Genomic DNA, 21,536 nt, shown 5'->3' on the forward strand with positions numbered 1-21,536 from the left:
ACGTCGCGGACCTTGGCGTTGTACTCCACGAAATTGGTCAGCGCCGCGTCGAGCGTCTCGGACTCGACCATGTTGTAGTGCTGCACGTCGTCGGCAGCGAGCGCCGTGGCCGAGAGGCCGAACGCGACGGCGGCGATCAGGCTCTTCAAGGTCGTCATCATCTGTCTCCTGTGGCGGGGACGTCCCCCGGTGGGCGGAACGGCCGATCACGCCGGCGCATTTCCGACAATAATTGTCGGATACACCGGCCCGATCCGGCCGGTCAAGCGGAGTCTGAGTGATTATGTCGGGATTTGCCGCGGCATCATGCCCCGGCCCCGCGCACCTCCGCGAGGTCGGCCTCCACCGCCGCCACCATGTCGCCGAGAAGCTCCGGATCGGCGGCGTTCACGCGGCTCCAGGTGGGGATGAAGGGGGTCTCGAAGGGGTTGTCGAGAAAGGCCTGGCCCGCGCGCATGATGTTCTCGGCGAAGAGCTCGACGGACTGCTCCTCCTTGTGGCGGTCCAGCGTCAGCCCGTTCATCGCCGCGTCGTTGTAGTAGCTTTCCAGCATGTCGAGCGCGGTGCGGTAGTAGACCGCCTTCAGCGTGCGGAAGGTGTTCTGCGTGAAGACGGTCCCGTCCGCGGCGAGCTTGCGGAAGATCGCCTTGCAGATGTCGGTGGACATGCGGTTGAGGCCGGTCGCCGCGTCCTCGGGCGAGAGCGCCTGGTGCTTGTGGTCGTAGGCGTCGGAAATCTCGACCTGGCAGATGGATTTCGGCGCGAGGTTGCGCCACGCCTCGCTCAGCACGCCGATCTCGAGGCCCCAGTCGGAAGGGATGCGCAGATCCGGCAGCGTCGCGGTGCGCAGCGCCACCTCGCCGGAGAGCGGATACCGGAAGCTGCGCAGGAAATCGACGAAGTCGCGGTCGCCGACCACCGTGCGCAGCGCCACCAGAAGCGGCGAGACCAGGAGCCGCGTCACCCGCCCGTTCATCTTGCCGTCGCCGATGCGGGGGTAGAAGCCCTTGGAGACCTGGTAGGAGAAGTTGGGGTTCACCACCGGGTAGATCAGCCGCGTCAGCATGTGGCGCGAGTAGGTGAGGATGTCGCAATCATGGATCGCCGCGACCCAGGTGTCGCGCCGCGCCAGCATGTAGCCCATGCAGGTCCAGACGTTCTTGCCCTTGCCGGGTTCCGACGGGTAGAGACCGTGCGCCTTCAGCCGGTCGCCGAGCGCGCGCTGGCGCGGGCTGTCGTTCCAGATCACGACATGCTCCTGCGGCAGCCGGTCGAAGAATCGCACCGCTTCGGCGTATTGCGCGGCGTCCGCCTGATCGAGGCCGATCACGATGCGCCGCAGGTAGGGCACCTGCGCGATCTCGTCGAGGATCTGCGGCAGCGCCTCGCCCTCGAGCTCCGAGTGGAGCGAGGGCAGGATGAGCGTCACGGGCCGCTCGCGCGTGAAGGTCGTCACCGCGTGGGTGAGGGCGTCGGGCGAGACCGAGCGCAGATCGTGCAGCGTCGCCACCTGTCCGTTCTGATGAAAATCGGCCACGATCCCGCTCCTTGGTTGTCCGGCGTCAGAGCGCGACGCCCGCCTCGCAGAGTATCCGCTCAACGGCGCAGGACCAGCCCTCGGGGCCGGGGGCGCGGGTGCGCAGGATGCGCCCCTCCGCCTCGCCGTCGAGCCGGGGGAGGGGCGCGCGCTGCGGGTTGGCGACGATCGCGGCGCGGTCCGCGGCCTCCAGCATCTCGATGTCGTTGGGCGCGTCCCCGAGCGCGAGAAGGCGCGTCGCGCCGAGCGTCGCGGCCACCTCGCGCATGCGGTCGGCCTTGGTGTGGCCGAAGCCGAGGGTCAGGAAGCGCCCGCCCTCGCGGGCGGTGACGCCCGCGGCGCGCAGCGCGCGGGCGAAGGCGGCGCGCGCCGCCTTCGCGCCCGTCCAGACGCCGGGCTCGGTAAAGGCCCGGTCGCGGGCGCGCGCGGCCTCCCGCTCGGGCAGGCCGGTCAGCGTGGCGACCTCGGCGACCGACATCTCCGAGACGCCGCGGAAGGGCGCGCGGAGGTCCCCGGGCAGGGCATCGAGGACGGCCATCAGACGCGCATGCTCGGTCGCGTCGGGCTGCGCAGCGGCACCGCGGGGCACGATCCCGCCGCCGTTCTCGCAGATTGCCGGCACGTCGGAGAGCCCCAGAGCGTCGCGCAGCGCCACGATCTCGGCGGCGGTCTTGGAACTCGCGAGCACGACCGGAACCCCGGCCGCGCGCAGACGTTCCAACGTGGGCGCCGCCGGCGCCCAGGAATAGGTCGCGTGGTCCAGAAGCGTGCCGTCGAGGTCGGTGACGATCGCCCAGCCCGCCATGCGTCCCGCTCCTTCGCATCGGTATTCCGTCGTGTGCAAGGTCGGCATTGACTTTTCCGAGAGAACTACTCAGATTTCAGATACAGGCCGAGGGCGACTCACGCGAGTCCCCTCTGCCCGGGTCCGGCGTGCCGCGCTTTGCGCAAGGTCAAAGACCGCGGACCGCCCGGCGCCCCTAGACTGAGACATGCGGCCGCGGGACGCGCCGGGAGGATGACATGATCGTGTGCCACTGCATGAACATCTCGCGCGACGATATCCGGCGCGCCGTGGACTGGATGCGCGCGTCCGACCCGGACACGCTCATCACCCCCGGCAAGGTCTACCGCGCGCTCGGCAAGAAGGCCGATTGCGGCGGGTGCCTGCCGCTCTTCATCGACAGCATGGAAGCCTGTGACAGTCTGCAGGTGCCCGCCGAACTGCGCCGCCTGCGCAAGGCCCCGCGGCAGGGCGGGACGGGCTGACGCGCGGGGGCGGCCCGCGCCGGCCGCCCATCGGTCCCTCGGGGGCGGGTGCGTCGTGACGACGGTTGCAGCGCCGCCCGGAATTGCGCACTCTGCGCTACGTGACATTCCGAGGAGACCGTGATGAAGGGTGACGACAAGGTCATCGACTACCTGAACAAGGCGCTGCGCAGCGAGCTGACCGCCATCAACCAGTACTGGCTGCACTACCGCCTGCAGGAGGACTGGGGCTTCGGCAAGGTCGCCAACAAGTCGCGCGAGGAGAGCATCGAGGAGATGCACCACGCTGACAAGCTGGTCGAGCGGATCATCTTCCTCGAGGGGCATCCGAACCTGCAGAAGCTCGACTCGCTGCGCATCGGGCAGACCCTCAAGGAAACGATGGAGTGCGACCTCGCTGCCGAGCACGAGGCGCGCACGCTCTACATCGAGGCGCGCAACCACTGCGACAGCGTGGGCGATTACGTGACGAAGAATCTCTTCGAGGAGCTGATCGCCGACGAGGAGGGCCACATCGACTTCCTCGAGACGCAGCTCGATCTCATCGAGAAGCTCGGGATCGAGAAATACGGCCTTCTCAACGCCTCCACCGCCGACGAGGGCGAGGAGTGACATCTCCGGCGCCGCGGCCCTCCGGGTCGCGGCGCGCGCGCCGGACCTCCCGTGCACTGTGACTCCCTCGGCCGGCGGTGGTAGCAGGGGAGGCATCGCGCGGGCGGAGGGAGCACATGGCATCTGACCCGGACACCGGCGGGGCGGACGAACGGCCCGACAGCCTGCACTTCGAGGGCGACCCCGGCGCCGGCCGGTCGAAATGGCTGGCCCTTGCGCTGGCGCTCGCGCTCGCCGCGTGGCTCGGCAGCGGCTATGTCCTGCCCTCCGAGGAGCCCGCCCCGGCAGAGGCGCGCAGCGACGGACCCGAGCCCGTGCAGGTCGCCGTGCGCCGCTCCGAGGCGGAGCCGGTGATGCGGTTCTTCGTCGCGGAAGGACAGACCGAACCCGAGCGCGACACGCAGGTCCGCGCCGAGGCGACCGGCAACGTCACAGAAATGGCGGCCGCCAAGGGCGACACGGTCGAGGCCGGTCAGCTGATCGCCAGCATCGCGCAGGACCGCGCGCGCGCCGATCTCGAGCGCGCCGAGGAAGAGGTCGACCGCGCCCGGCGCGATTTCGAGAACGCGCAGACCCTGCTCGAAAGCGGCGCCGGCACGGTCGACCGCGTGGCACAGACGCGCGCCGCGCTCGCTGCCGCCGAATCCCAGCTCACCAGCGCCCGGGAGACGCTCGAGGATACCCGCATCCGCGCGCCCTTCGGGGGACGTGTGGAATCGCTCGACATCGAGGAGGGCGAATTCGTCTCCGCCGGTTCGGCGGTCGCACGGATCGTCGACCTGGCGCCGCTGACCGTCTCGGTCAGCGTGCCGCAGGGCGAGATCGCGGCGCTGTCGGAGGGGCAGACGGCGGAGGTCAGCGTCGTCACCGGCGAGACGCGGGAGGGCCGCGTCGCCTTCCTCGGCACCGCGGCCGATCCGCAGACACGCACCTTCTCCGCGGAGGTGGAGGTGGCCAACGACGATGGCGCGATCCCTGCCGGCGTCAGCGCGCAGGTCCGCATCCCCAAGGGCGAGGTCGCGGCGCATTTCCTCTCGCCCGCGATCCTCTCGCTCGACCCGGCCGGGCGGCTCGGCATCAAGACCGTCACGGAGGAGGACACCGTCGCCTTCCACCCGGTCGAGATCGTGCGCGCCGGGACCGAGGGCATCTGGGTCACCGGCCTGCCCGATCCGGCGCGGGTCATCACCGTCGGGCAGGGCTTCGTCTCGGAGGGCGAGGCCGTCGCGGCCCGGCCGGAGGAGGATCTCGAGCTCGGGCAGATGCGTGACCGCCTGCTCGACACGCCCGACGCGCCGGAGGGCGAGCGCCCATGAGCGCGATCATCGACGCGGCCTTCGCCCGCGCCCGCGTGGTGGTCATGCTGCTCGCCTTCGTGCTGACCTTCGGCGCCGTGGCCTATGTCCAGATCCCGAAGGAAGCGGCGCCGGAGGTGCCGATCCCGGTGATCTACGTGATCACCACGCTCGAGGGCATCGCGCCCGAGGACGCCGAGCGCCTGCTGATCGAACCGCTCGAGACGGAGCTCGCGAGCGTCACCGGCGTGGACGAGATGCAGGCGACGGCGCGCGAGGGCTCGGCCTCGGTGACGCTGGAGTTCGACGCGGGCTTCGATTCGGACGAGGCGATCGACAGCGTGCGCGAGGCGGTGGACCGTGCGCGGCCCGATCTGCCCGAGGACGCGACCGAACCGTCCGTCAACGAGGTCAACACCGCGCTCTTCCCGGTCCTGACCGCCATCCTGTCCGGTCCGGTGCCCGAGCGTGCCCTCAACGGGATCGCCGACGAGCTTCAGGACCGGCTGGAGGCGCAGCCCGGCGTGCTGGAGGTCGATATCGGCGGCGCGCGCGACGACCTCGTCGAGGTGCTGATCGACCCCACGATCTTCGAGACCTACAACATTTCCTTCGACGAGCTCACGAGCCAGATCCAGCGCAACAACCGCCTGATCGCCGCCGGCGCCATCGAGACGGGTGCAGGGCGCATCGTGCTCAAGGTGCCGGGGCTGATCGAGGACATCGAGGACGTGATGCAGCTGCCGGTGAAGGTGCGCGGCGACACGGTCGTGACCTTTTCCGAGGTCGCAACGATCCGGCGCAGCTTCGAGGACCCGACCGGCTTCGCCCGGATCGACGGCCAGCCCGCCCTCGCGCTCGAGATCAAGAAGCGCGTCGGCGCCAACATCATCGAGACGGTCGAGACCTCCAAGCGCGTGATCGAGGCGGCCTCCGAGGACTGGCCCGAGACGGTGCGCGTCGATTACCTGCAGGACCAGTCCGAATACGTCCGCGACATCCTCAGCGATCTCGAGGCGAACGTGATCGCGGCGGTCCTTCTGGTGATGATCGTGGTGATCTGGGCGCTGGGCTGGCGCCCTTCGGTGCTGGTCGGCCTGGCGATCCCTGGGGCGTTCCTGACCGGCGTCGGCGCCCTCTGGGCGATGGGCGAGACGATGAACATCGTGGTCCTCTTCTCGCTCATCATGGTGGTGGGGATGCTGGTGGATGGCGCGATCGTCACCACCGAGCTCGCCGACCGCAAGCTCCAGCAGGGCGAGGCGCCGCCCGCCGCCTACGCCGCCGCCGCCAAGCGGATGGCCTGGCCGATCATCGCCTCCACGGTGACGACGCTCAGCGTCTTCTTCCCGCTCCTGTTCTGGACGGGCACGGTGGGCGAGTTCATGGGCTTCCTGCCGCTCACGGTGATCCTGACGCTTTCGGCCTCGCTGGCGATGGCGCTGGTGTTCATCCCCGTGCTCGGCGGCGTGATCGGCCGCGCGCAGCCGCAGTCGGCGGCCGCAAGGCGCGTCCTCCACGAATCGGAACGCGGCGACCCGCGCCGCGCCGGCGGCTGGACGGGGCGCTATGCGAAGCTCGTGCAATGGGCCGTGGTCCGGCCCTGGACGGTGCTGGCCCTCGCGGTGGCGCTCCTGATCGGCTCGGTGGGCAGCTACGCGGACTACGGGCGCGGCGTGACCTTCTTCCCGGAGGTGGAGCCCGATTTCATGCAGGTGACGCTGCGCGCGCGCGACAGCTTCTCGATCTACGAGCAGGACACGCTCGTGCGCGAGGTCGAACGCCGGCTCATGCGCTACGACGGCGTCGCATCGGTCTACGCCCGCACCGGTGGCTCGCAGCGCGCCGACGACGAGGTGATCGGCACCCTGCAACTCGAGCTCACCGAATGGGACACGCGCCGCCCGGCCGAGGCGATCGGCGCCGACATCCGTGCAGAGATGGCCGGGATCCCCGGCATCGAGGCCGAGGTGCAGGCCCAGCAGCAGGGGCCGACGCAGGGCAAGCCCGTGCAGCTCGAATTGCGCGCCGCCGATCCGGAGGTACAGGACGAAGCGGTCGAGCAGGTGCTGGCCCGCATGGCGGAGATCGGCGGCTTCACCGACATCACCGACACCCGCGCGTTGCCCGGCGTCGAGTGGAGCCTCGAACTCGACCGCAGCCAGGCCGCGCGCTTCGGCGCGGATGTCACGCTTCTCGGGCAGTCGGTGCAGCTTCTCACGCGCGGCATCACCGTGGCCGACTACCGGCCTGCCTACGCCGACGGCACGGTGGACATCCGCGTGCGCTTTCCCGCGGCAAGCCGCAGCTTCGAGGAGCTCAGGGGGCTGCGCGTGCCCACGGCGGAAGGGCTCGTGCCGATCGGCAACTTCGTCGCCTTCGAGCCGGTGCCGCGGACCGGCACGCTCAACCGCATCGACCAGCGCCGCGTCGTGACCATTGCCGCCGATGTCGCACCGGGGCTTCTGGTCAACGACCAGATCGAGGCGCTGCGCGCCGCGCTCGACGAGACGGAGCTGCCCGATGGCGTGACGTGGAGTTTCGCGGGCGAGGCCGAGGAACAACAGGCCGCTGCGCAGTTCCTGTCGGTCGCCTTCGCCGTCGCGGTGGCGCTCATGTTCACGGTGCTGGTGCTGCAGTTCAACAGCTTCTTCCAGGCCTTCGTCGTGATGTCGGCGATCGTGTTCTCGGTCGCGGGCGTGCTTCTCGGGCTGTTGGTGACGGGCCGGCCCTTCGGCGTGGTGATGGGCGGGATCGGGGTGATCGCGCTTGCCGGGATCGTGGTGAACAACAACATCGTGCTGATCGACACCTACAACGTCCTGCGCCGCGAGGGGCAGACCCCGTTCGAGGCGGCGCTGCGCGCCGGCGCGCAGCGTCTGCGGCCCGTGGTGCTGACCTCGGTGACGACGGCGCTCGGCCTTCTGCCGATGGTGATCGGGGTCTCCATCGACTTCTTCCGCCGCGAGATCGTCTACGGCGCACCGTCGACGCAGTGGTGGACCGAGCTCGCCTCCTCCATCGCGGGCGGGCTCGTCGTGGCGACCGTGCTGACCCTCGTCGTCACGCCCGCGCTGCTGATGCTCGGCGAAAAGCGCGCAGAGCGCCCGGCCGCCCGCGCGCGCCGGGACGAGGCACGCGCCACCGCGTCGCCCTGAGCGATCACCCGACCGACCAGGCGCCCGATGCGCGGACAGGGGGCAAATGCGCGCGTCCCCGGGCCTTCGGGTCCCGAGACCGGACCGTCGCGCCGGCCGCGTGGGCACATGGCCCCGTTCCGCGGTCGGGCCTGTCCCGCCGGGTGACGCGCCCCGGCTGACGTTTGCCGTCCGCAGCGCCCGAGGCGTCGCCAGTCGCCCGTCTCGCAAGGGCATCTCGCGTGTCTGCGCGGCGGGAGGGTGAGCGGGGCCGGCCCGGCTCAGTCGGCGTCTGCCGTGCGCGTGCGGATCTCGGAGCCGTCGAGGATGCGCACCTCGCGCTGGGGGAAGGGAATGGCGATCCCGTTCGCCTGAAAGGCGTCCCAGAGCGCGAGATAGACGTTGCCGCGTATGTTCGTGATCCCGCCCGCCGGGTCGCGGATCCAGAAGCGCAGGACGTAGTTCACGCTGCTGTCGCCGAAACCGGTGACGTGGCAGACGGGCGGGCGATCGGCGAGCACGCGGTCCATGCCGGCCGCCGCCTCGCGCGCGACGCGGCGCACCTCGTGGGGATCGTTGGCGTAGGCGGTGCCGAAGTGGATGTCGAGGCGCACGAAGTCGTCGGAATGCGACCAGTTCACCACCTGCCCGGTGATCAGGTCCTCGTTCGGGATCAGGTATTCCTTGCCCTCGCGCGTCGTGATCGAGACGTAGCGCGCGCTCAGGCTGTTGATCCAGCCGAAGGTCTCGCCGATGCTGATGACGTCGCCGGGCTTGATCGACCGGTCGAGGAGGAGGATCACCCCCGAGACGAGGTTCGAGACGACCTTCTGCAACCCGAAGCCGAGGCCCACGCCCACGGCGCCCGACAGCACCGCGAGGCCGGTGAGGTCGAAGCCGACCGCCCTGAGCCCGATCACGAAGGCCGCGCCATAGAGCGCCACCTGCAGCAGCTTGACCGAGAGCACCCGCATCGACGGGCTGAGGTCCTCGTTGGTGTAGAGCCGCGCGGCGCTCCGGCGCGCGATCACGCGGGCGACGAAGAAAAGGAGCGCCAGCAGGAAGGCGCCCTGCAGCGCCATCCATGCCGAGAGCCGCACCTCGCCGAACTCGATCGCGGCACGGTCGAGCAGCCGCTCGGTCTCGTCCGTCAGCCCGAGGATGCGCAGCGTCACCCAGGCGTAGGCGCCGTAGCGCACGACCTTGCGCAGGGGGCCGTTGGCGATCAGCCGTGTGGCGAAGGCGACGATCAGCCACGCGGTGGCGAGATTGGCAAGAATGCCGAGGAGCCACGACCGCGAGGGCCAGGTGACCTCGCGCATGATCCAGACGGTGGCCCAGAGGAGAAGGACGTAGAAGATCAGCCTGAGCCGCTTGTGCACCAGCACCAGGAGCCGCAGCCGCCAGCGCGGCCAGCCCTCGCGGCTGCGCATCCATTCGTGCAGGCCCGGTGCGAGCGCCGCCCGGAGCGCCCAGGCGAGCGCGAAGAGCCCGGCCGCGATGGCGACCTGCCAGGCGTTCCAGGGCACGAGCAGCATGTCGCCCAGATCGCTCGCCGCCGCGGCAAGGCCGCGCGCCGCCTCCGCGAACCATGTCGCGGGCTCTGCCGGATCGGGTGTTTCGGGGTCCATGCGCCTCCTGCCGTGCCTCCCCGGAGCAGGAACGCCGCCCGGGCCGTGCGGTTTCACGCGCGCCTACCGGCGCGGCGCTGCCCAAGCGGAACTCGGGCGCGACCGGGCACGCCGCTTGCCCGGTGCGGTCCGGCTGTTATTCTGCCGTCATGTCACGGGACCCGGGCCGCTCCGGCGCCGGGTCGGAACAGGGAGACGACCACATGAAACACGCAACCGGCCTTCTGGCCGCCGCGCTGCTGACCTCGACCGCGATCGGGGCCTCGGCGGAGACGCTGCGCTGGGCGCGCGCGGGCGACAGCCTCACCCTCGACGTGCACGCGCAGAACGAGGGGCCGACGCACACGCTGTCGCACCAGATCTACGAACCGCTCATCATCCGCGACCACGAGGGACAGATGCAGCCGGCGCTCGCGACCTCCTGGGCGCCGAAAGAGGACGATCCGGACGTCTGGGTCTTCGAGCTCCGCGAGGGCGTGACCTATCACGACGGCTCGGAGTTCACGGCCGAGGACGTGGTGTTCTCGATCAATCGCGCCAAGACGCCCGACTCGGACATGAAGGAGCTTCTGACCTCGATTACCGAGGTGCGGGCGGTGGACGACTACACCGTCGAGATCGTCACTGACGGGCCGAACCCGATCCTGCCGTCGAACCTCACCAACCTCTTCATGATGGACAAGGGCTGGGCCGAGGAGAACGACACCGTCGAGGTTCAGGACGTCGAGGGCGGCGAACAGACCTACGCCACGGCCAACGCCAACGGCACGGGCCCCTTCCGCCTCGTCAGCCGTGAACCCGACGTGCGCACCGTGCTGGAGCGCAACGAGGACTACTGGGGCATCGACGAGTTCCCGCTGGAGATCACCCGGATCGAGTACACGCCGATCCAGAACGCCGCGACGCGGGTCGCCGCGCTGCTCTCGGGCGAGGTCGACTTCATCCAGGACGTGCCTGTGCAGGACCTTGGCCGCGTCGCCGAGACCGAGGGCCTCGTCGTCAAGACCGCGCCGCAGAACCGGACGATCTTCTTCGGCCTGAACATGGGGTCCGACGACATTGAGAACGACGACGTCGAGGGCGAGAACCCGCTCGCCGACGTCAATGTCCGCAAGGCGATGAACATGGCGATCAACCGTGACGCCATCAAGCAGGTCGTGATGCGTGACCAGAGTGCGCCCGCCGGCATGATCGCGCCGCCCTTCGTCAACGGCTGGTCCGAGGAGATGGACGAGACAACCACCGACATCGAGGCCGCCAAGGCGCTGATGGAGGAAGCGGGCTACGCCGACGGCTTCTCGATCCAGCTCGACTGCCCGAACGACCGCTACGTCAACGACGAGTCGATCTGCCAGTCGGTCGTGGGGATGCTGGGCCAGATCGGCGTCGACGTGAACCTCGACGCCAAGCCCAAGGCGCAGCACTTCCCGCTGATCACCAACGGCGAGACCGACTTCTACATGCTGGGCTGGGGTGTTCCGACCTACGACTCGGAGTACATCTTCAACTTCCTCGTGCATACCCGCGGGGACGAGCGCGGCAGCTGGAACGGCACCGGCTTCTCGAACTCCGAGGTCGACGAGATGATCGTCTCGCTCGCCTCCGAGACCGATCTCGAGATGCGCAACGACACGATCCAGGCGATCTGGGAGGTCGTGCAGGAGGAGACGATCTACCTGCCGGTCCACCACCAGGTGCTGAACTGGGGCATGTCCGAGGACGTGATGACCGATGTGAGCCCGGAGGACGATCCGAAGTTCAAGTTCTTCGAGATGAACTGAGCGCGTCGCATCGGCGGACGGGAAGGGGCGGCCTGGGCCGCCCCTTTTTTCGTGCCGGCCCGCACCGTCCGGCTTGGTTTCTGGCGCAGCGCGGTTATGCTGCCCCTGCGAAAACCCGAGAAGGAGCGGCCGATGCGCGAGGGCGGGTGGTCGAAGAGCGAGGGCGGAAACGATGTCTCGTTTTCCGGGGTCATGGCCGGCTCCCGCGTGGCGCTCATCGTGACGGACCCGACGGCGCCCGACAATCCGATCACCTACGTCAACACCGCCTTCGAACGGCTGACACTCTACCGCCGCGACGAGGTGGTCGGGCACAACTGCCGCTTCCTGCAGGGGGAGGGCACCGACCCCGCGGACGTGGCGCAGATCCGCGCCGGGCTCGCCCGCGGCGAGGATTTCGTCGTGACCCTCACGAATCATCGCGCCGACGGCTCGCGTTTCCGCAACCAGCTCTTCGTTTCGCCCGTGCATGACGAGAGCGGCGCGCTCACGGCCTATTTCGGCCTGCTTCGGCACGTCGACGACGAGGAAGCCGCGCTGCGCGACCGGCGCGCGATCAGCCAGGAGACCATGCTGAAGGAGCTTCAGCACCGGGTGAAGAATCACCTCGCCATGGTGGTCAGCATGATCCGGCTGCAGTCCCGGCGCGAGATCACGGCCGCCTCGCTCGACGATCTGAGCCATCGGGTCGAGGCGCTCTCGCTCTTCTACGACGAGCTCTTCCATGCGGGAGAAGAGGCGGACGGCCGCGTGCCCTCGACCGTCACCGTCGGCCCCTACCTCGAACGTGTGGCCGCCGCCGTCACCGGGATCGAGGGGCGGGCGTGCGTGCGCCTCGACATCGCTTGCGACGAGGTCGCGCTGCCCCTCGACACCACCGCGCGGCTCGGGCTCCTGCTGTCGGAGTTCCTGACGAACGCCTTCAAGCACGCGTTCGTCGGCCGCGACGCGGGGCTGGTGAAGATCCGGCTGCGCGCCCGCGACGACGGCACCGTCGTGCTGAGCGTCTCGGACGACGGCGTGGGCCTTCCCGAGGGCAGCGACTGGCCCGCCGACGCGGTGTCCATCGCCGAGCAGCACGCGCGCTCGGAAGACGAGGAGGACAGGCTTGATACCAAGGGCCGCGACGGGTCCGCCGGACTCGGCGGGTCCATCGTGGACGGGCTCGCCCGTTCGATCGGCGCGGAGGTCCGCGTCGTCAGCGAGCACGGCACGCGATTCGACGTGGAAATCCCGCCCGGATCGGTCGCGGACGCCGCCATCTGACCCTGGGGCACGGCCCCCGCATCCGCTGCGCCGCGGCGTCACGCGGGACGCACACCGCTTGACCGCAAGGGCGTTTGCAGAGACTTTGCGCAAATGCTCGCTTACGTGCTTCGTCGCATCTTTCAGTCGGGGCTGGTCCTGCTCATCGTGGGGCTGGTGGCGTTCTCCATGTTCCGGTTCGTGGGCGATCCGATCGACAACATGCTCGGGCAGGAGCGGACGCAGGCCGACGTGGAGCGGCTGCGCACCGAGCTCGGTCTCGATCAGCCCTTCCCGGTGCAGTACTGGCGCTTCCTCGAGCAGGCCGCGCAGGGCAACTTCGGCCTGAGCTACCGGCAGGGGCGGCCGGTGTCGGACATTCTCGCCGAACGCCTGCCCGCGACGCTGGAACTCGCCTTCGTCTCCGGGCTTTTCGCGCTGGCCTTCGGCATCGGGCTCGGCATCTTCACGGCGATCCGAAAACGCGGATTCGCCGCCAACACGATCATGACCCTCAGTCTGGTCGGGGTGTCGCTGCCCACCTTCCTGATCGGCATCCTGCTGATCTATCTCTTTTCGGTCGAACTCGGCTGGCTGCCGAGCTTCGGGCGCGGGCAGGTTGTGCGCGTGGGCGACTGGACCACCGGGTTCCTCACGGAAAGCGGGATCAAGGCGTTGATCCTGCCGGCCTTCACCCTCGGGCTCTACCAGATGACGCTGATCATGCGGCTTGTGCGCACCGAGATGCTCGAGGTGCTCAGGCAGGACTACATCCGCTTCGCACGCGCCCGCGGCCTGCGCGAGCGCGCGATCAACTTCCGCCACGCGCTGAAGAACACGCTGGTGCCCGTCATCACGATCACCGGCCTGCAGCTCGGCTCCATCATCGCCTTCGCGATCATCACGGAGACGGTGTTCCAGTGGCCGGGCGTGGGGCTTCTCTTCATCAACGCGATCCAGTTCGTGGATATCCCCGTGATGGCGGCCTACCTGATGATGATCTCGGTGATGTTCGTGGGCATCAACCTGATCGTGGACCTGCTCTATTTCGCGATCGATCCACGGCTGCGCGTGGATCGCTCCTCCGGGAAGCTGACATGACCGACGCCCCCCTGAGCCCCGTCCGCGAGGCCCGCGCGCGCAAGCGATTCAACCGCGCCTGGGACAGCGACTTCGCCTATTCCTTCCGCCGCTCGCCGGTGGCGGTGGTCAGCTTCGTCGTCGTCGCGATCCTCATTCTCGCGGCGGTCTTCGCGCCGTGGATCGCCCAGCACGATCCGTTCAACCCGTCGTCGCTGAACCTGATGAACGGCTTCACGCCGCCGATGGCCACGAACGAGTTCACCGGCGAGACCTTCCTGCTCGGCACCGACGACCAGGGGCGCGACGTCTTCTCGACCATCCTCTACGGGATGCGGATATCGCTCTTCGTGGGCTTCTCGGCGGTGCTTCTCGCCATGGCGATCGGTGTGACGCTCGGCCTCGTCGCCGCCTACATCGGCGGCTGGCTCGAGACGATCATCATGCGCACCGCCGACGTGCAGCTGACCTTCCCGGCGATCCTGGTGGCCATGCTGATCTTCGGCATCGCCAAGGGCATCACCCCGCCCGAATACCGCGACGAGATGGCGATCTGGGTGCTGATCCTCGCCATCGGGCTCTCGGACTGGGTGCAGTTCGCCCGCGTGGTGCGCGGCGCGACCCTCGTCGAGAAGAACAAGGAATACGTGCAGGCCGCGCGGCTGATCGGGCGCTCGCGCATCGCGATCATGGCGCGCCACATCCTGCCCAACGTGCTGAACCCGGTGCTGGTGATCGCCACGATCAGCCTCGCGCTCGCGATCATCGCGGAGGCGACGCTCTCCTTCCTCGGCGTGGGCGCGCCGCCCACCCAGCCCTCGCTCGGCACGCTCATCCGCATCGGGCAGGAATTCATGTTCTCGGGCGAGTGGTGGATCCTCTTCTTCCCGGCGCTGGCGCTCCTCGCGCTCGCGCTTTCCATCAACCTGCTCGGCGACTGGCTGCGCGACGCGCTGAACCCGAGGCTGAGATGACCGGGGTGTCCATCGAACGACAGGCAGCCGACGCTATGATCGAGGCTTCGGGACGATTCGGGTGCGGAACCATTGGGCGAGCTCGGCCTGACTCATGTTCCCGTCCGCGACGGCCACGACTGTCTCCACGATGGCCATGTCGTCCTCTTCCAAGCGATAGCCGCTGCGCTCGATCAGCAATTCGGCAAGGTAGAGCGACGTGCGCTTGTTCGCGTCCACGAAACCGTGATTGCGAACGACGCCGTGCATCAGCGCCGCCGCCTTCTGCCAGATGGGCCGGTGATAGCCGTGATACGGCCGGGCCAGGGCCGAGCGAACGGCGTTTTCGTTCAATAGTCCGGCGCGGCCGCCGTCGAGCAGCGCTTCCTCATGGGCGCGCAGGGCATCAGCCCAGGTCACGCGATAGTGCCGCCTACCGATCGGCGAGCGCCTTCATCGCCTTGCGGCGGCGCCGGTGTGTGGCGGTGATGACGCGGGCCGAAATCTTCGAGCCCGGCTCCTCGCGCCCTTGGCGAAGCGCCCAGAATCCGCTCTTTCCGGTTCGACTCGATGTCGCGGATTGTTCGACGGGAGTGTCTTCGGGCTTTCGGGCCATGAGCCGGTCTCCTGTAGCACGTCGTGGAAGATATGATACGCCGGCGCCGGTCCACAAGGTGGATCGAACCGCCCGGTGCCTCCGGTACAGCGAGTATGTCGAGAAACATGACACATGACGACCGCGCCAACGCCGCCGCCGTCCTCTCCGTCCGCGATCTGGTCGTGGAGATCCCGACGCGCGCCGGTATCCTGCGCCCGACGGACGGGCTGAGCTACGACATCCGCGCGGGCGAGATCCTCGGCGTGGTGGGCGAGAGCGGCGCGGGCAAGTCGATGACCGGCAACGCGGTGATCGGCCTGCTCGACCCGCCCGCGCGCATCGCCGGCGGCGAGATCCGGCTGAACGGCGAGCGGATCGACAACGTCTCCCGCGACCGGCTGCGCAAGCTCCGCGGTGACAAGATCGGCATGATCTTCCAGGACCCGCTCACCTCGCTCAACCCGCTGCTGACGATCGGCGAGCAGCTGACCGAGACGATCCTCGAGCACCTGCCTGTCAGCCAGTCGGAGGCGCTGGAGCGCGCGGTCGCCGCGCTCGAGGAGGTGGGCATCCCGGCCGCGCGGGCCCGCATCGACAGCTACCCGCACGAGTTCTCCGGCGGCATGCGCCAGCGGGTGGTGATCGCCCTCGCGCTCTGCGCCGAGCCGGACCTCGTGATCGCGGACGAGCCGACCACGGCGCTCGACGTCTCCGTGCAGGCGCAGATCATCGCGCTGCTGAAGCGGCTCTGCCGCGAGCGCGGCGTCGCGGTGATGCTCGTGACCCACGACATGGGCGTGATCGCCGAGGCGGCCGACCGCGTCGCGGTGATGTATGCCGGCCGGCTGGTGGAGCTCGGCCCCGTGCGCGAGGTGCTGACGCGCGCGCGCCACCCCTATACCGCCGGGCTCATGGGGTCGACGCCCCTTGCGAGCGCCGGGCAGAGGCGGCTCAAGCAGATTCCGGGCGCCATGCCGCGGCTCAACGCACTGCCCACGGGCTGTCCCTTCCATCCGCGCTGCGAGCGGGCGGGCGAGCGATGCCACGAGGACCCGCCGCCGACGCTCGCCGCCTGCGAGGGGCGCGCCGCCTGCTGGTTCCCGCTGACCCCGGAGACGGAGGAAAGCGCCGCATGACATCGCTGATTTCCGTGCGCGGGCTCACCCGGGTCTTCGACGTCTCGAAGCCGTGGCTGAACCGCCTGATCGAACGCCTGCCGAAGTCCCATCTGACGGCGGTTTCCGACGTCTCCTTCGAGGTGGAGGAGAAATCCGTCTACGCCCTCGTGGGCGAATCGGGCTCGGGCAAGTCCACCATCGGCAAGATCATCGTCGGCCTCGTGCCGCCGACCGCGGGCACCGTCGAGATCGAGGGCGTGGATTTCGCCCGCGAGACGGACCCGGCCAAGGTGGAGCGTATCCGCTCGGACGTGCAGATGATCTTTCAGGACCCCTTCGCCTCGCTCAATCCGCGCTGGCGGGTGCGCGACGTCATCGCCGAGCCGGTGGCCGCGCGCGGTGGCGACACCGAGGGCCTCGCCGAGCGGCTGCTGGAGCAGGTGGGTCTTTCGGCGGCCGATGTCTCGAAGTTCCCGCACGAGTTCTCCGGCGGGCAGCGCCAGCGGATCTGCATCGCGCGCGCGCTCGCCTCCAACCCGCGGGTGATCGTCTGCGACGAGCCGACCTCGGCGCTCGACGTGAGCGTGCAGGCGCAGGTGCTGAACCTGATGAGCGATCTGCGCGAGGAACTGGGCCTCACCTATCTCTTCATCAGCCATGACCTGACCGTGGTGCAGCACATGGCCGACCGGATCGGGGTGCTCTACCTCGGCCGCCTGGTGGAGGAGGCGCCGCGCGACGCGCTGTTCGAAGCGCCGGCCCACCCCTATACGCAGATGCTCTTCGCCGCGGCCCCGCGGATGGACGCCTTCGGCCGCGAGGTCGAGCCGCCCAAGGGCGAGATCCCCGACGCGATCAATCCGCCGCCGGGCTGCGCCTTCCATCCGCGCTGTCCGCTCGCCGTCGAGCGCTGCAGCGTGGAACGGCCCGAGATGCGCCAGATCGGCGACACGCGGGTGGCCTGCCACCGGGCGGAAGAGGCGGTCCGGCGCTTCCGGGAGGCGCCGGCGACGGTGGAGTGAGCCCGGGCGGCGCAGGGGGGCTGTCTGCCCCCCTCTTGGCCTTCGGCCAATTCACCCCCCGAGGATATTTGACCCAAGAAGAAGGGGCGGGCGGTCAGCCGGCGCCGACGCGGTCGAGGTAGGTTTCGCGTGCACTGGCCATCTCGCGCGCCCACCAGGCGGCTTCGTCCTCGCCCGGCGCGGGGCCTCGGCCGAGGCGGGCGGCCTCGTCGAAGAAGCCCTGTCCGGGGGTGCGCCCGCGCATCCGGCTGACCACGAGCGCGGCGAGGAAGGGGCGCCCGGCCTGCGCGTCCTCGGCCATGGTGGCCTCGAGCGCGCGGGTGACCTGGCGCACGGCGCCGGGCATGTACATGCCGAGCGACCGGGCGAGCGCGCCGTAGGTGATCGGCAGTTCCGCGGGGGCGAGCCCGGCGATCCGGGCGCGGATCTTCTGGCGCAGCGCGGCCTCGTCGTCGGCTGCGGGGGCGCGGCGGGGCGGGGGCACCTCGCGGGCACTGCCGTCGGGCGCGATCTCCGCCGCCCAGGCGCGTTCGCCGTGGCGCACGGTGAGGCGGGTCATGCCCGCGTCGGGACCCTGTCCCTCCTCGACGGTGGCGGCGGCGTCGCCGGCGCGCAGGGCGTCCCGGAGGGCATCGGGCGAAAGGCCGAGCTTCGGGGCGAGGTAGTCGGGCGCGACCATGAAGCGGCCCTGCTCCTCGGTGATGGCGCCCGGCGGCACGGGGCGGTTGAGGAGCGGCGTGGCGCCGGAGGGGGCCGCGGGCGCCTCGGCGTAGTAGGGGTTGGTGCCGGCGGAATGGTCGGTGACGTCCACGATCTCGCGCACTTCCGGCACCGCCATGCGGATCATCTGTTCGACGCCCTGGCGCAGGGTGGCGGCGGAGGCGGCGCAGCCCTGGCAGCCGCCGGACATGCGCAGGCGCACCACGCCGTCGGCAACGTCGACCACCGCGACATGGCCGCCGTGAGCGGCGATCGACGGGTTGGCCTGCGCGTCGAGGACGTGCTGCACGGCATCGCGCACCGCGGCGTCGTCCCGTGCGCCGGGGGCGGCCGCTGGCCCGGCGTCGCCGAGGGGCCTGTCGGTCCCGGCCAGAACCTCGCGGATGGCGGCGGCGACGGGCGCCTTGAGCGCGTCCCGGTCGGTGCCGGGCGCACGCGTGACGGTCACCACCGCCCCCGCGACATGGAGCGCGCGCACACCGTCGATCCCGAGCAGCGCGCGGGGCAGGGGGGCCGCGCCCGGCTCGGTCCCGGAAAACTCCGCCCCCGGCTGCACCTCCCGGTCGAGCACGAAGCGCAGGGTGTCGGGGTCCCCCGCCGGGCGCTCGGCGCGGATTTTCAGCGTTTCAGACATCCTCGACCTCCGCGGCCTCGAGGCGGCGGAGCGTGGTGAAGGGGTAGATGCCGCTCTGGTGGCCGTCGCTGAAGGCGATTCCGATGGCATAGTTGCCGAGCGACCAGATGCGCGTCGGCGCCACGTCGAGCGGCACCGAGGCCGGATCGAGGAGCGCGCGCCCGCTCATCTCGTCCACGCATTGCGCGCAGCGGCAGGCGAGGCGCAGGTCGCGCACGTCGTGGCGGGTCTCGGCCCCGTCGGCCCAGGTGATCGCGAGGGTGCGGGCGTCCGGCCGGTCGATGGCGAGCGGCACCTCGGCGGATCCGCCCGCTTGCGCCGCCTCCGGGTGGCCCCGCGGCGCACCGGTGTTCTCGGTCCAGTTCCAGTCGAAGGGCAGTTCGAGTTGCGCGCCGCCCGCCGCGTCGCCGGCGATGCCGGCGGCGATGGCGCGGTAGGCCTCGGCCGCGGGGGCCTCGGGCTGGGCGATCACCAGCGGCGTGCCGGCATCGCCGCAGTCCACCACCGACGGATCCAGCGGCACGGCACCGAGGAAGGGCACCCCGAGATCCGTGGCGATGCGCGCCCCGCCGCCCTGATGGAAGATATGCGTCACCGTCCCGCAGGAGGGGCAGGTGAAGCCGCTCATGTTCTCGACGATGCCGAGGATCGGGACCTTCACCTGTTCCATCATCCGAAGCCCGCGGCGCGCGATCTTCAGGCTCACGTCCTGCGGCGTGGTCACGATCACCGCGCCCGAGAGCGGGAAGGCCTGCGCCAGCGTGAGCTGCACGTCGCCGGTGCCCGGCGGCAGGTCGAGGAGCAGCACGTCCACGTCTCCCCATGCCACCTCGGTGATGAACATGCGGAGATACTTGGCGACCATCGGCCCGCGCAGGATCGCGGGCTTGTCGTCGCCGGTGAGCATCCCCATCGAGATCACCTTGACCCCATGCGCCTCGGCCGGGATCACCTTGTCGTCGGGGCCGATGCGGGGCGGGTCGTCGGTGGGCACGCCGAGCATTCCCGGGATCGAGGGGCCGTAGAGATCGGCGTCGACGACGCCGACCGAGAGCCCCTGCCCGGCGAGCGCGAGCGCGAGGTTCGTTGTGACGGTGGACTTGCCCACGCCGCCCTTGCCGCTGGCGACGGCGAGGATGCGGCCTACTCCGGGCAGGGCTTCGGACCCGCCGGAGGTTTGCTGGGCGAGGTTCGGGGGCGTGTCGGTCACGGGGTGTCCTTCTGGTCCTCGGGAAGCCGCAGGGCGTCGTCGCCCGCGGCGAAACTGGCGCAGAGCTGGCCGATCTCCTCGGGCGTTAGCTCTGCGGCGACACAGGCGCAATGGCCGCCGCTCTCGCGTGCGCTGAAGTGGCGGCAGTCGCCGCAGGTGCCGAAGGCGTTGGCGCCGCGGGCCGTCGCGACGTCGACGACGAGGGCCGGCAAGGCGCGGGCGAGGGCGCCACGCTCGGCCGGCCCGAGGCGCGCGATGGACTGCGCGAGATGGCGCAGCGGGTCGCGCGCCAGCATGGCCTGCCCCGAGCCGGTGAGCTCGAATCGCACGCTGCGCCGATCCTGATCGCTCTGCCGGCGGGTGAGATATCCCTTCGCCTCGAGGGATTTCACGGTCTGCGACGCCGTCCCGCGCGTGGTGGCGTGAAAGCTCGCGAAGGCCGAGGGCGTGCGCGAGGCGCTGTTGGCGCGCGCGAAGAAGCGCAGCGCCGTCCACTGCGCGGGTGTCAGCGCCGCGCCCGCGTCCTCCCCGCGCGCGGCGCGGCCGAGATGGACCAGGAATTCCGCGAGTTCGTCGGGTGACAGGTCATCGCTCATGGCAGGAAAGTATCGTTTCGAAACCATCTTGACAAGGCCGGGGTGCCGGGAGATGGTTTCGATACGCTATCATCATGCAGGAGCCTGCGCCGCGATGAACAAACCGTTCCCGCCACCGCGGGCCAATGGCGCCCGGACCCGCCCGCCGGAGTTCCTCGATGCCGAGACGGAGCTCGCGCTTGCGCGGGCCTGGCATGAGCGCGGCGACACAAGGGCCCGTAACAGGTTGATCACGGCGCACCGGGCGCTCGCGGTCGCGGCGGCGCGACGCGCCGCGGGGCCGGGGGCGGCGCCGGACGACGACGTTGTTCAGCAGGCCAACATCGGCCTGCTCAAGGCGGCGGAGCGGTTCGACCCGGACCGCGGCTTCCGCTTCTCGACCTATGCCGCGTGGTGGATCCGTGCCGAGATACAGGACTACCGGATGCGCAGCTGGTCCCTCGTGCGGCTCGGCAACTCGCCGGCGCTGCGGCGGCTCTTCTTCAACCTGCGCCGGGTCGAATCGCGCCTTCGCATGAGCGGGGAGGTACCGGAGGCGGAGCTCGATGCGGCGATCGCTGCCGAGCTCGGCGTGGATGAAAGCCAGGTCAGCGCGATGCGCCAGCGCCTCGCGGCGCGCGACGGCTCGCTCAACCGTCCCGCGCTCGGCGAGGAGGGGAGCGAGATCCAGGAGCTGCTGGAGGATCCCGATTCGGATACCGAGGCGGTGGTGGGCGCGCGCATGGACCGGCGCGCGTTCTGGGCGCAGGTGGCGGGCCACATCCGGACGCTGCCCGAGCGCGAGCGCGAGATCGTCATCGCCTCCTTCGTGCAGGAACCGCCCAAGACCCTTGCCGAACTCGGCGATACCTACGGAATCTCGCGCGAGCGCGTGCGCCAGCTGCGCGAACGCGGCCTCGAGCGGCTGCGCCAGGCCTTCGCGCGGGACGGCGCCGCGTTCCAGTCCTGAGGCAGACGTTGCGGAATGTGACGTTTTTTTTGCAGTGACCCCAAAAAGGGGCTTGCGAGTCGCCGCAGTGGTCCGTAGACAGCGCTTCACCGACGGCGGCGAGGCGCTGCTGGTTGGGATCTTCGAGGCGGACGGGCGGTGCGGCGCTG

19 protein-coding genes are annotated in these 21,536 nt (G+C 70.0%); 11 read left to right on the plus strand and 8 right to left on the minus strand.

Annotated elements, in window-relative coordinates:
- The 3 genes from ACESL7_RS02370 to ACESL7_RS02380 form a co-directional block, all read right to left on the minus strand.
- The coding region (locus ACESL7_RS02370; RefSeq protein WP_372891106.1) for a DUF6746 family protein at positions 1-161 on the minus strand (161 nt) is incomplete at its 3' end.
- A 143-nt stretch (positions 162-304) separates the two neighbouring features.
- Positions 305-1,537, minus strand: a complete 1,233-nt coding sequence (locus ACESL7_RS02375; RefSeq protein WP_372891073.1) for a glycosyltransferase family protein — start codon at positions 1,535-1,537, stop codon at positions 305-307.
- Between the two features lie 25 nt (positions 1,538-1,562).
- Positions 1,563-2,342: an HAD-IIB family hydrolase gene (locus tag ACESL7_RS02380; RefSeq protein ID WP_372891075.1), complete on the minus strand. Its 780-nt coding sequence runs from the start codon at positions 2,340-2,342 to the stop codon at positions 1,563-1,565.
- Positions 2,343-2,560: 218 nt separating this feature from the next.
- On the opposite strand from ACESL7_RS02380, the gene ACESL7_RS02385 reads away from it, so the two are divergent.
- The 4 genes from ACESL7_RS02385 (at position 2,561) to ACESL7_RS02400 (ending at position 7,871) form a co-directional block, all read left to right on the plus strand.
- On the plus strand, positions 2,561-2,806 hold the full coding sequence (locus ACESL7_RS02385) for a (2Fe-2S)-binding protein (RefSeq protein WP_372891076.1): 246 nt from the start codon (positions 2,561-2,563) through the stop codon (positions 2,804-2,806).
- 123 nt (positions 2,807-2,929) lie between these two features.
- Positions 2,930-3,418 carry a bacterioferritin gene (bfr, locus tag ACESL7_RS02390; protein WP_372891078.1) on the plus strand — a complete coding sequence of 163 codons (489 nt, stop codon included), beginning with the start codon at positions 2,930-2,932 and terminating at the stop codon, positions 3,416-3,418.
- Positions 3,419-3,534: 116 nt separating this feature from the next.
- A complete protein-coding gene (locus ACESL7_RS02395) occupies positions 3,535-4,734 on the plus strand; it encodes an efflux RND transporter periplasmic adaptor subunit (protein WP_372891079.1) in 1,200 nt (399 codons plus the stop codon).
- Positions 4,731-7,871, plus strand: a complete 3,141-nt coding sequence (locus ACESL7_RS02400; RefSeq protein WP_372891081.1) for an efflux RND transporter permease subunit — start codon at positions 4,731-4,733, stop codon at positions 7,869-7,871. The genes ACESL7_RS02395 and ACESL7_RS02400 overlap by 4 nt, the downstream gene beginning before the upstream one ends.
- A gap of 260 nt (positions 7,872-8,131) precedes the next feature.
- Here ACESL7_RS02400 and ACESL7_RS02405 read toward each other — a convergent pair whose 3' ends face one another.
- A complete protein-coding gene (locus tag ACESL7_RS02405; protein WP_372891083.1) occupies positions 8,132-9,481 on the minus strand; it encodes a mechanosensitive ion channel family protein in 1,350 nt (449 codons plus the stop codon).
- Between the two features lie 203 nt (positions 9,482-9,684).
- On the opposite strand from ACESL7_RS02405, the gene ACESL7_RS02410 reads away from it, so the two are divergent.
- The 4 genes from ACESL7_RS02410 (at position 9,685) to ACESL7_RS02425 (ending at position 14,561) form a co-directional block, all read left to right on the plus strand.
- Positions 9,685-11,262 (plus strand): ABC transporter substrate-binding protein, encoded by a 1,578-nt coding sequence (locus tag ACESL7_RS02410; RefSeq protein WP_372891085.1) that lies wholly within the window; start codon positions 9,685-9,687, stop codon positions 11,260-11,262.
- Positions 11,263-11,394: 132 nt separating this feature from the next.
- Positions 11,395-12,528 (plus strand): PAS domain-containing protein, encoded by a 1,134-nt coding sequence (locus ACESL7_RS02415; RefSeq protein WP_372891087.1) that lies wholly within the window; start codon positions 11,395-11,397, stop codon positions 12,526-12,528.
- A gap of 93 nt (positions 12,529-12,621) precedes the next feature.
- A complete protein-coding gene (locus tag ACESL7_RS02420) occupies positions 12,622-13,608 on the plus strand; it encodes an ABC transporter permease (RefSeq protein ID WP_372891089.1) in 987 nt (328 codons plus the stop codon).
- A complete protein-coding gene (locus ACESL7_RS02425) occupies positions 13,605-14,561 on the plus strand; it encodes an ABC transporter permease (RefSeq protein ID WP_372891091.1) in 957 nt (318 codons plus the stop codon). Before ACESL7_RS02420 ends, ACESL7_RS02425 begins: the two co-directional genes overlap by 4 nt.
- Before the next feature lie 33 nt (positions 14,562-14,594).
- Here ACESL7_RS02425 and ACESL7_RS02430 read toward each other — a convergent pair whose 3' ends face one another.
- Positions 14,595-14,960: a type II toxin-antitoxin system death-on-curing family toxin gene (locus tag ACESL7_RS02430; protein ID WP_372891092.1), complete on the minus strand. Its 366-nt coding sequence runs from the start codon at positions 14,958-14,960 to the stop codon at positions 14,595-14,597.
- A gap of 303 nt (positions 14,961-15,263) precedes the next feature.
- Between ACESL7_RS02430 and ACESL7_RS02435 the strand changes: the two genes are divergently transcribed.
- Positions 15,264-16,274 carry an ABC transporter ATP-binding protein gene (locus ACESL7_RS02435; RefSeq protein WP_372891094.1) on the plus strand — a complete coding sequence of 337 codons (1,011 nt, stop codon included), beginning with the start codon at positions 15,264-15,266 and terminating at the stop codon, positions 16,272-16,274.
- A complete protein-coding gene (locus ACESL7_RS02440; protein ID WP_372891096.1) occupies positions 16,271-17,278 on the plus strand; it encodes an ABC transporter ATP-binding protein in 1,008 nt (335 codons plus the stop codon). The genes ACESL7_RS02435 and ACESL7_RS02440 overlap by 4 nt, the downstream gene beginning before the upstream one ends.
- Before the next feature lie 94 nt (positions 17,279-17,372).
- Here the strand turns inward: ACESL7_RS02440 and ACESL7_RS02445 are convergent, their stop codons facing one another.
- Genes ACESL7_RS02445 through ACESL7_RS02455 form a run of 3 tightly spaced genes read right to left on the minus strand, consistent with a single transcriptional unit; the run spans position 17,373 to position 20,438 of the window.
- On the minus strand, positions 17,373-18,632 hold the full coding sequence (locus tag ACESL7_RS02445; RefSeq protein WP_372891098.1) for a DUF6522 family protein: 1,260 nt from the start codon (positions 18,630-18,632) through the stop codon (positions 17,373-17,375).
- Entirely contained in the window at positions 18,625-19,842 is a 1,218-nt protein-coding gene (locus ACESL7_RS02450; protein ID WP_372891100.1) for a P-loop NTPase, read from the minus strand. The genes ACESL7_RS02445 and ACESL7_RS02450 overlap by 8 nt, the downstream gene beginning before the upstream one ends.
- Entirely contained in the window at positions 19,839-20,438 is a 600-nt protein-coding gene (locus ACESL7_RS02455) for a MarR family winged helix-turn-helix transcriptional regulator (RefSeq protein ID WP_372891102.1), read from the minus strand. The genes ACESL7_RS02450 and ACESL7_RS02455 overlap by 4 nt, the downstream gene beginning before the upstream one ends.
- Before the next feature lie 94 nt (positions 20,439-20,532).
- Between ACESL7_RS02455 and ACESL7_RS02460 the strand changes: the two genes are divergently transcribed.
- Positions 20,533-21,387 (plus strand): sigma-70 family RNA polymerase sigma factor, encoded by an 855-nt coding sequence (locus ACESL7_RS02460; protein ID WP_372891104.1) that lies wholly within the window; start codon positions 20,533-20,535, stop codon positions 21,385-21,387.
- The last annotated feature ends 149 nt before the right edge of the window (positions 21,388-21,536 follow it).

This window comes from Rhodosalinus sp. (assembly GCF_041685465.1).
GTDB lineage: Bacteria > Pseudomonadota > Alphaproteobacteria > Rhodobacterales > Rhodobacteraceae > Rhodosalinus.

What these genes read in the sequence shown, in the direction of transcription:
- ACESL7_RS02405 (WP_372891083.1), bottom strand. Translation starts at nt 9,481, where the DNA reads ATGGACCCCGAAACACCCGATCCGGCAGAGCCCGCGACATGGTTCGCG.
- bfr (WP_372891078.1), top strand. Translation starts at nt 2,930, where the DNA reads ATGAAGGGTGACGACAAGGTCATCGACTACCTGAACAAGGCGCTGCGC.
- ACESL7_RS02440 (WP_372891096.1), top strand. Translation starts at nt 16,271, where the DNA reads ATGACATCGCTGATTTCCGTGCGCGGGCTCACCCGGGTCTTCGACGTC.
- ACESL7_RS02455 (WP_372891102.1), bottom strand. Translation starts at nt 20,438, where the DNA reads ATGAGCGATGACCTGTCACCCGACGAACTCGCGGAATTCCTGGTCCAT.
- ACESL7_RS02380 (WP_372891075.1), bottom strand. Translation starts at nt 2,342, where the DNA reads ATGGCGGGCTGGGCGATCGTCACCGACCTCGACGGCACGCTTCTGGAC.
- ACESL7_RS02410 (WP_372891085.1), top strand. Translation starts at nt 9,685, where the DNA reads ATGAAACACGCAACCGGCCTTCTGGCCGCCGCGCTGCTGACCTCGACC.
- ACESL7_RS02445 (WP_372891098.1), bottom strand. Translation starts at nt 18,632, where the DNA reads ATGTCTGAAACGCTGAAAATCCGCGCCGAGCGCCCGGCGGGGGACCCC.
- ACESL7_RS02460 (WP_372891104.1), top strand. Translation starts at nt 20,533, where the DNA reads ATGAACAAACCGTTCCCGCCACCGCGGGCCAATGGCGCCCGGACCCGC.
- ACESL7_RS02435 (WP_372891094.1), top strand. Translation starts at nt 15,264, where the DNA reads ATGACACATGACGACCGCGCCAACGCCGCCGCCGTCCTCTCCGTCCGC.
- ACESL7_RS02425 (WP_372891091.1), top strand. Translation starts at nt 13,605, where the DNA reads ATGACCGACGCCCCCCTGAGCCCCGTCCGCGAGGCCCGCGCGCGCAAG.
- ACESL7_RS02385 (WP_372891076.1), top strand. Translation starts at nt 2,561, where the DNA reads ATGATCGTGTGCCACTGCATGAACATCTCGCGCGACGATATCCGGCGC.
- ACESL7_RS02420 (WP_372891089.1), top strand. Translation starts at nt 12,622, where the DNA reads ATGCTCGCTTACGTGCTTCGTCGCATCTTTCAGTCGGGGCTGGTCCTG.
- ACESL7_RS02400 (WP_372891081.1), top strand. Translation starts at nt 4,731, where the DNA reads ATGAGCGCGATCATCGACGCGGCCTTCGCCCGCGCCCGCGTGGTGGTC.
- ACESL7_RS02395 (WP_372891079.1), top strand. Translation starts at nt 3,535, where the DNA reads ATGGCATCTGACCCGGACACCGGCGGGGCGGACGAACGGCCCGACAGC.
- ACESL7_RS02415 (WP_372891087.1), top strand. Translation starts at nt 11,395, where the DNA reads ATGCGCGAGGGCGGGTGGTCGAAGAGCGAGGGCGGAAACGATGTCTCG.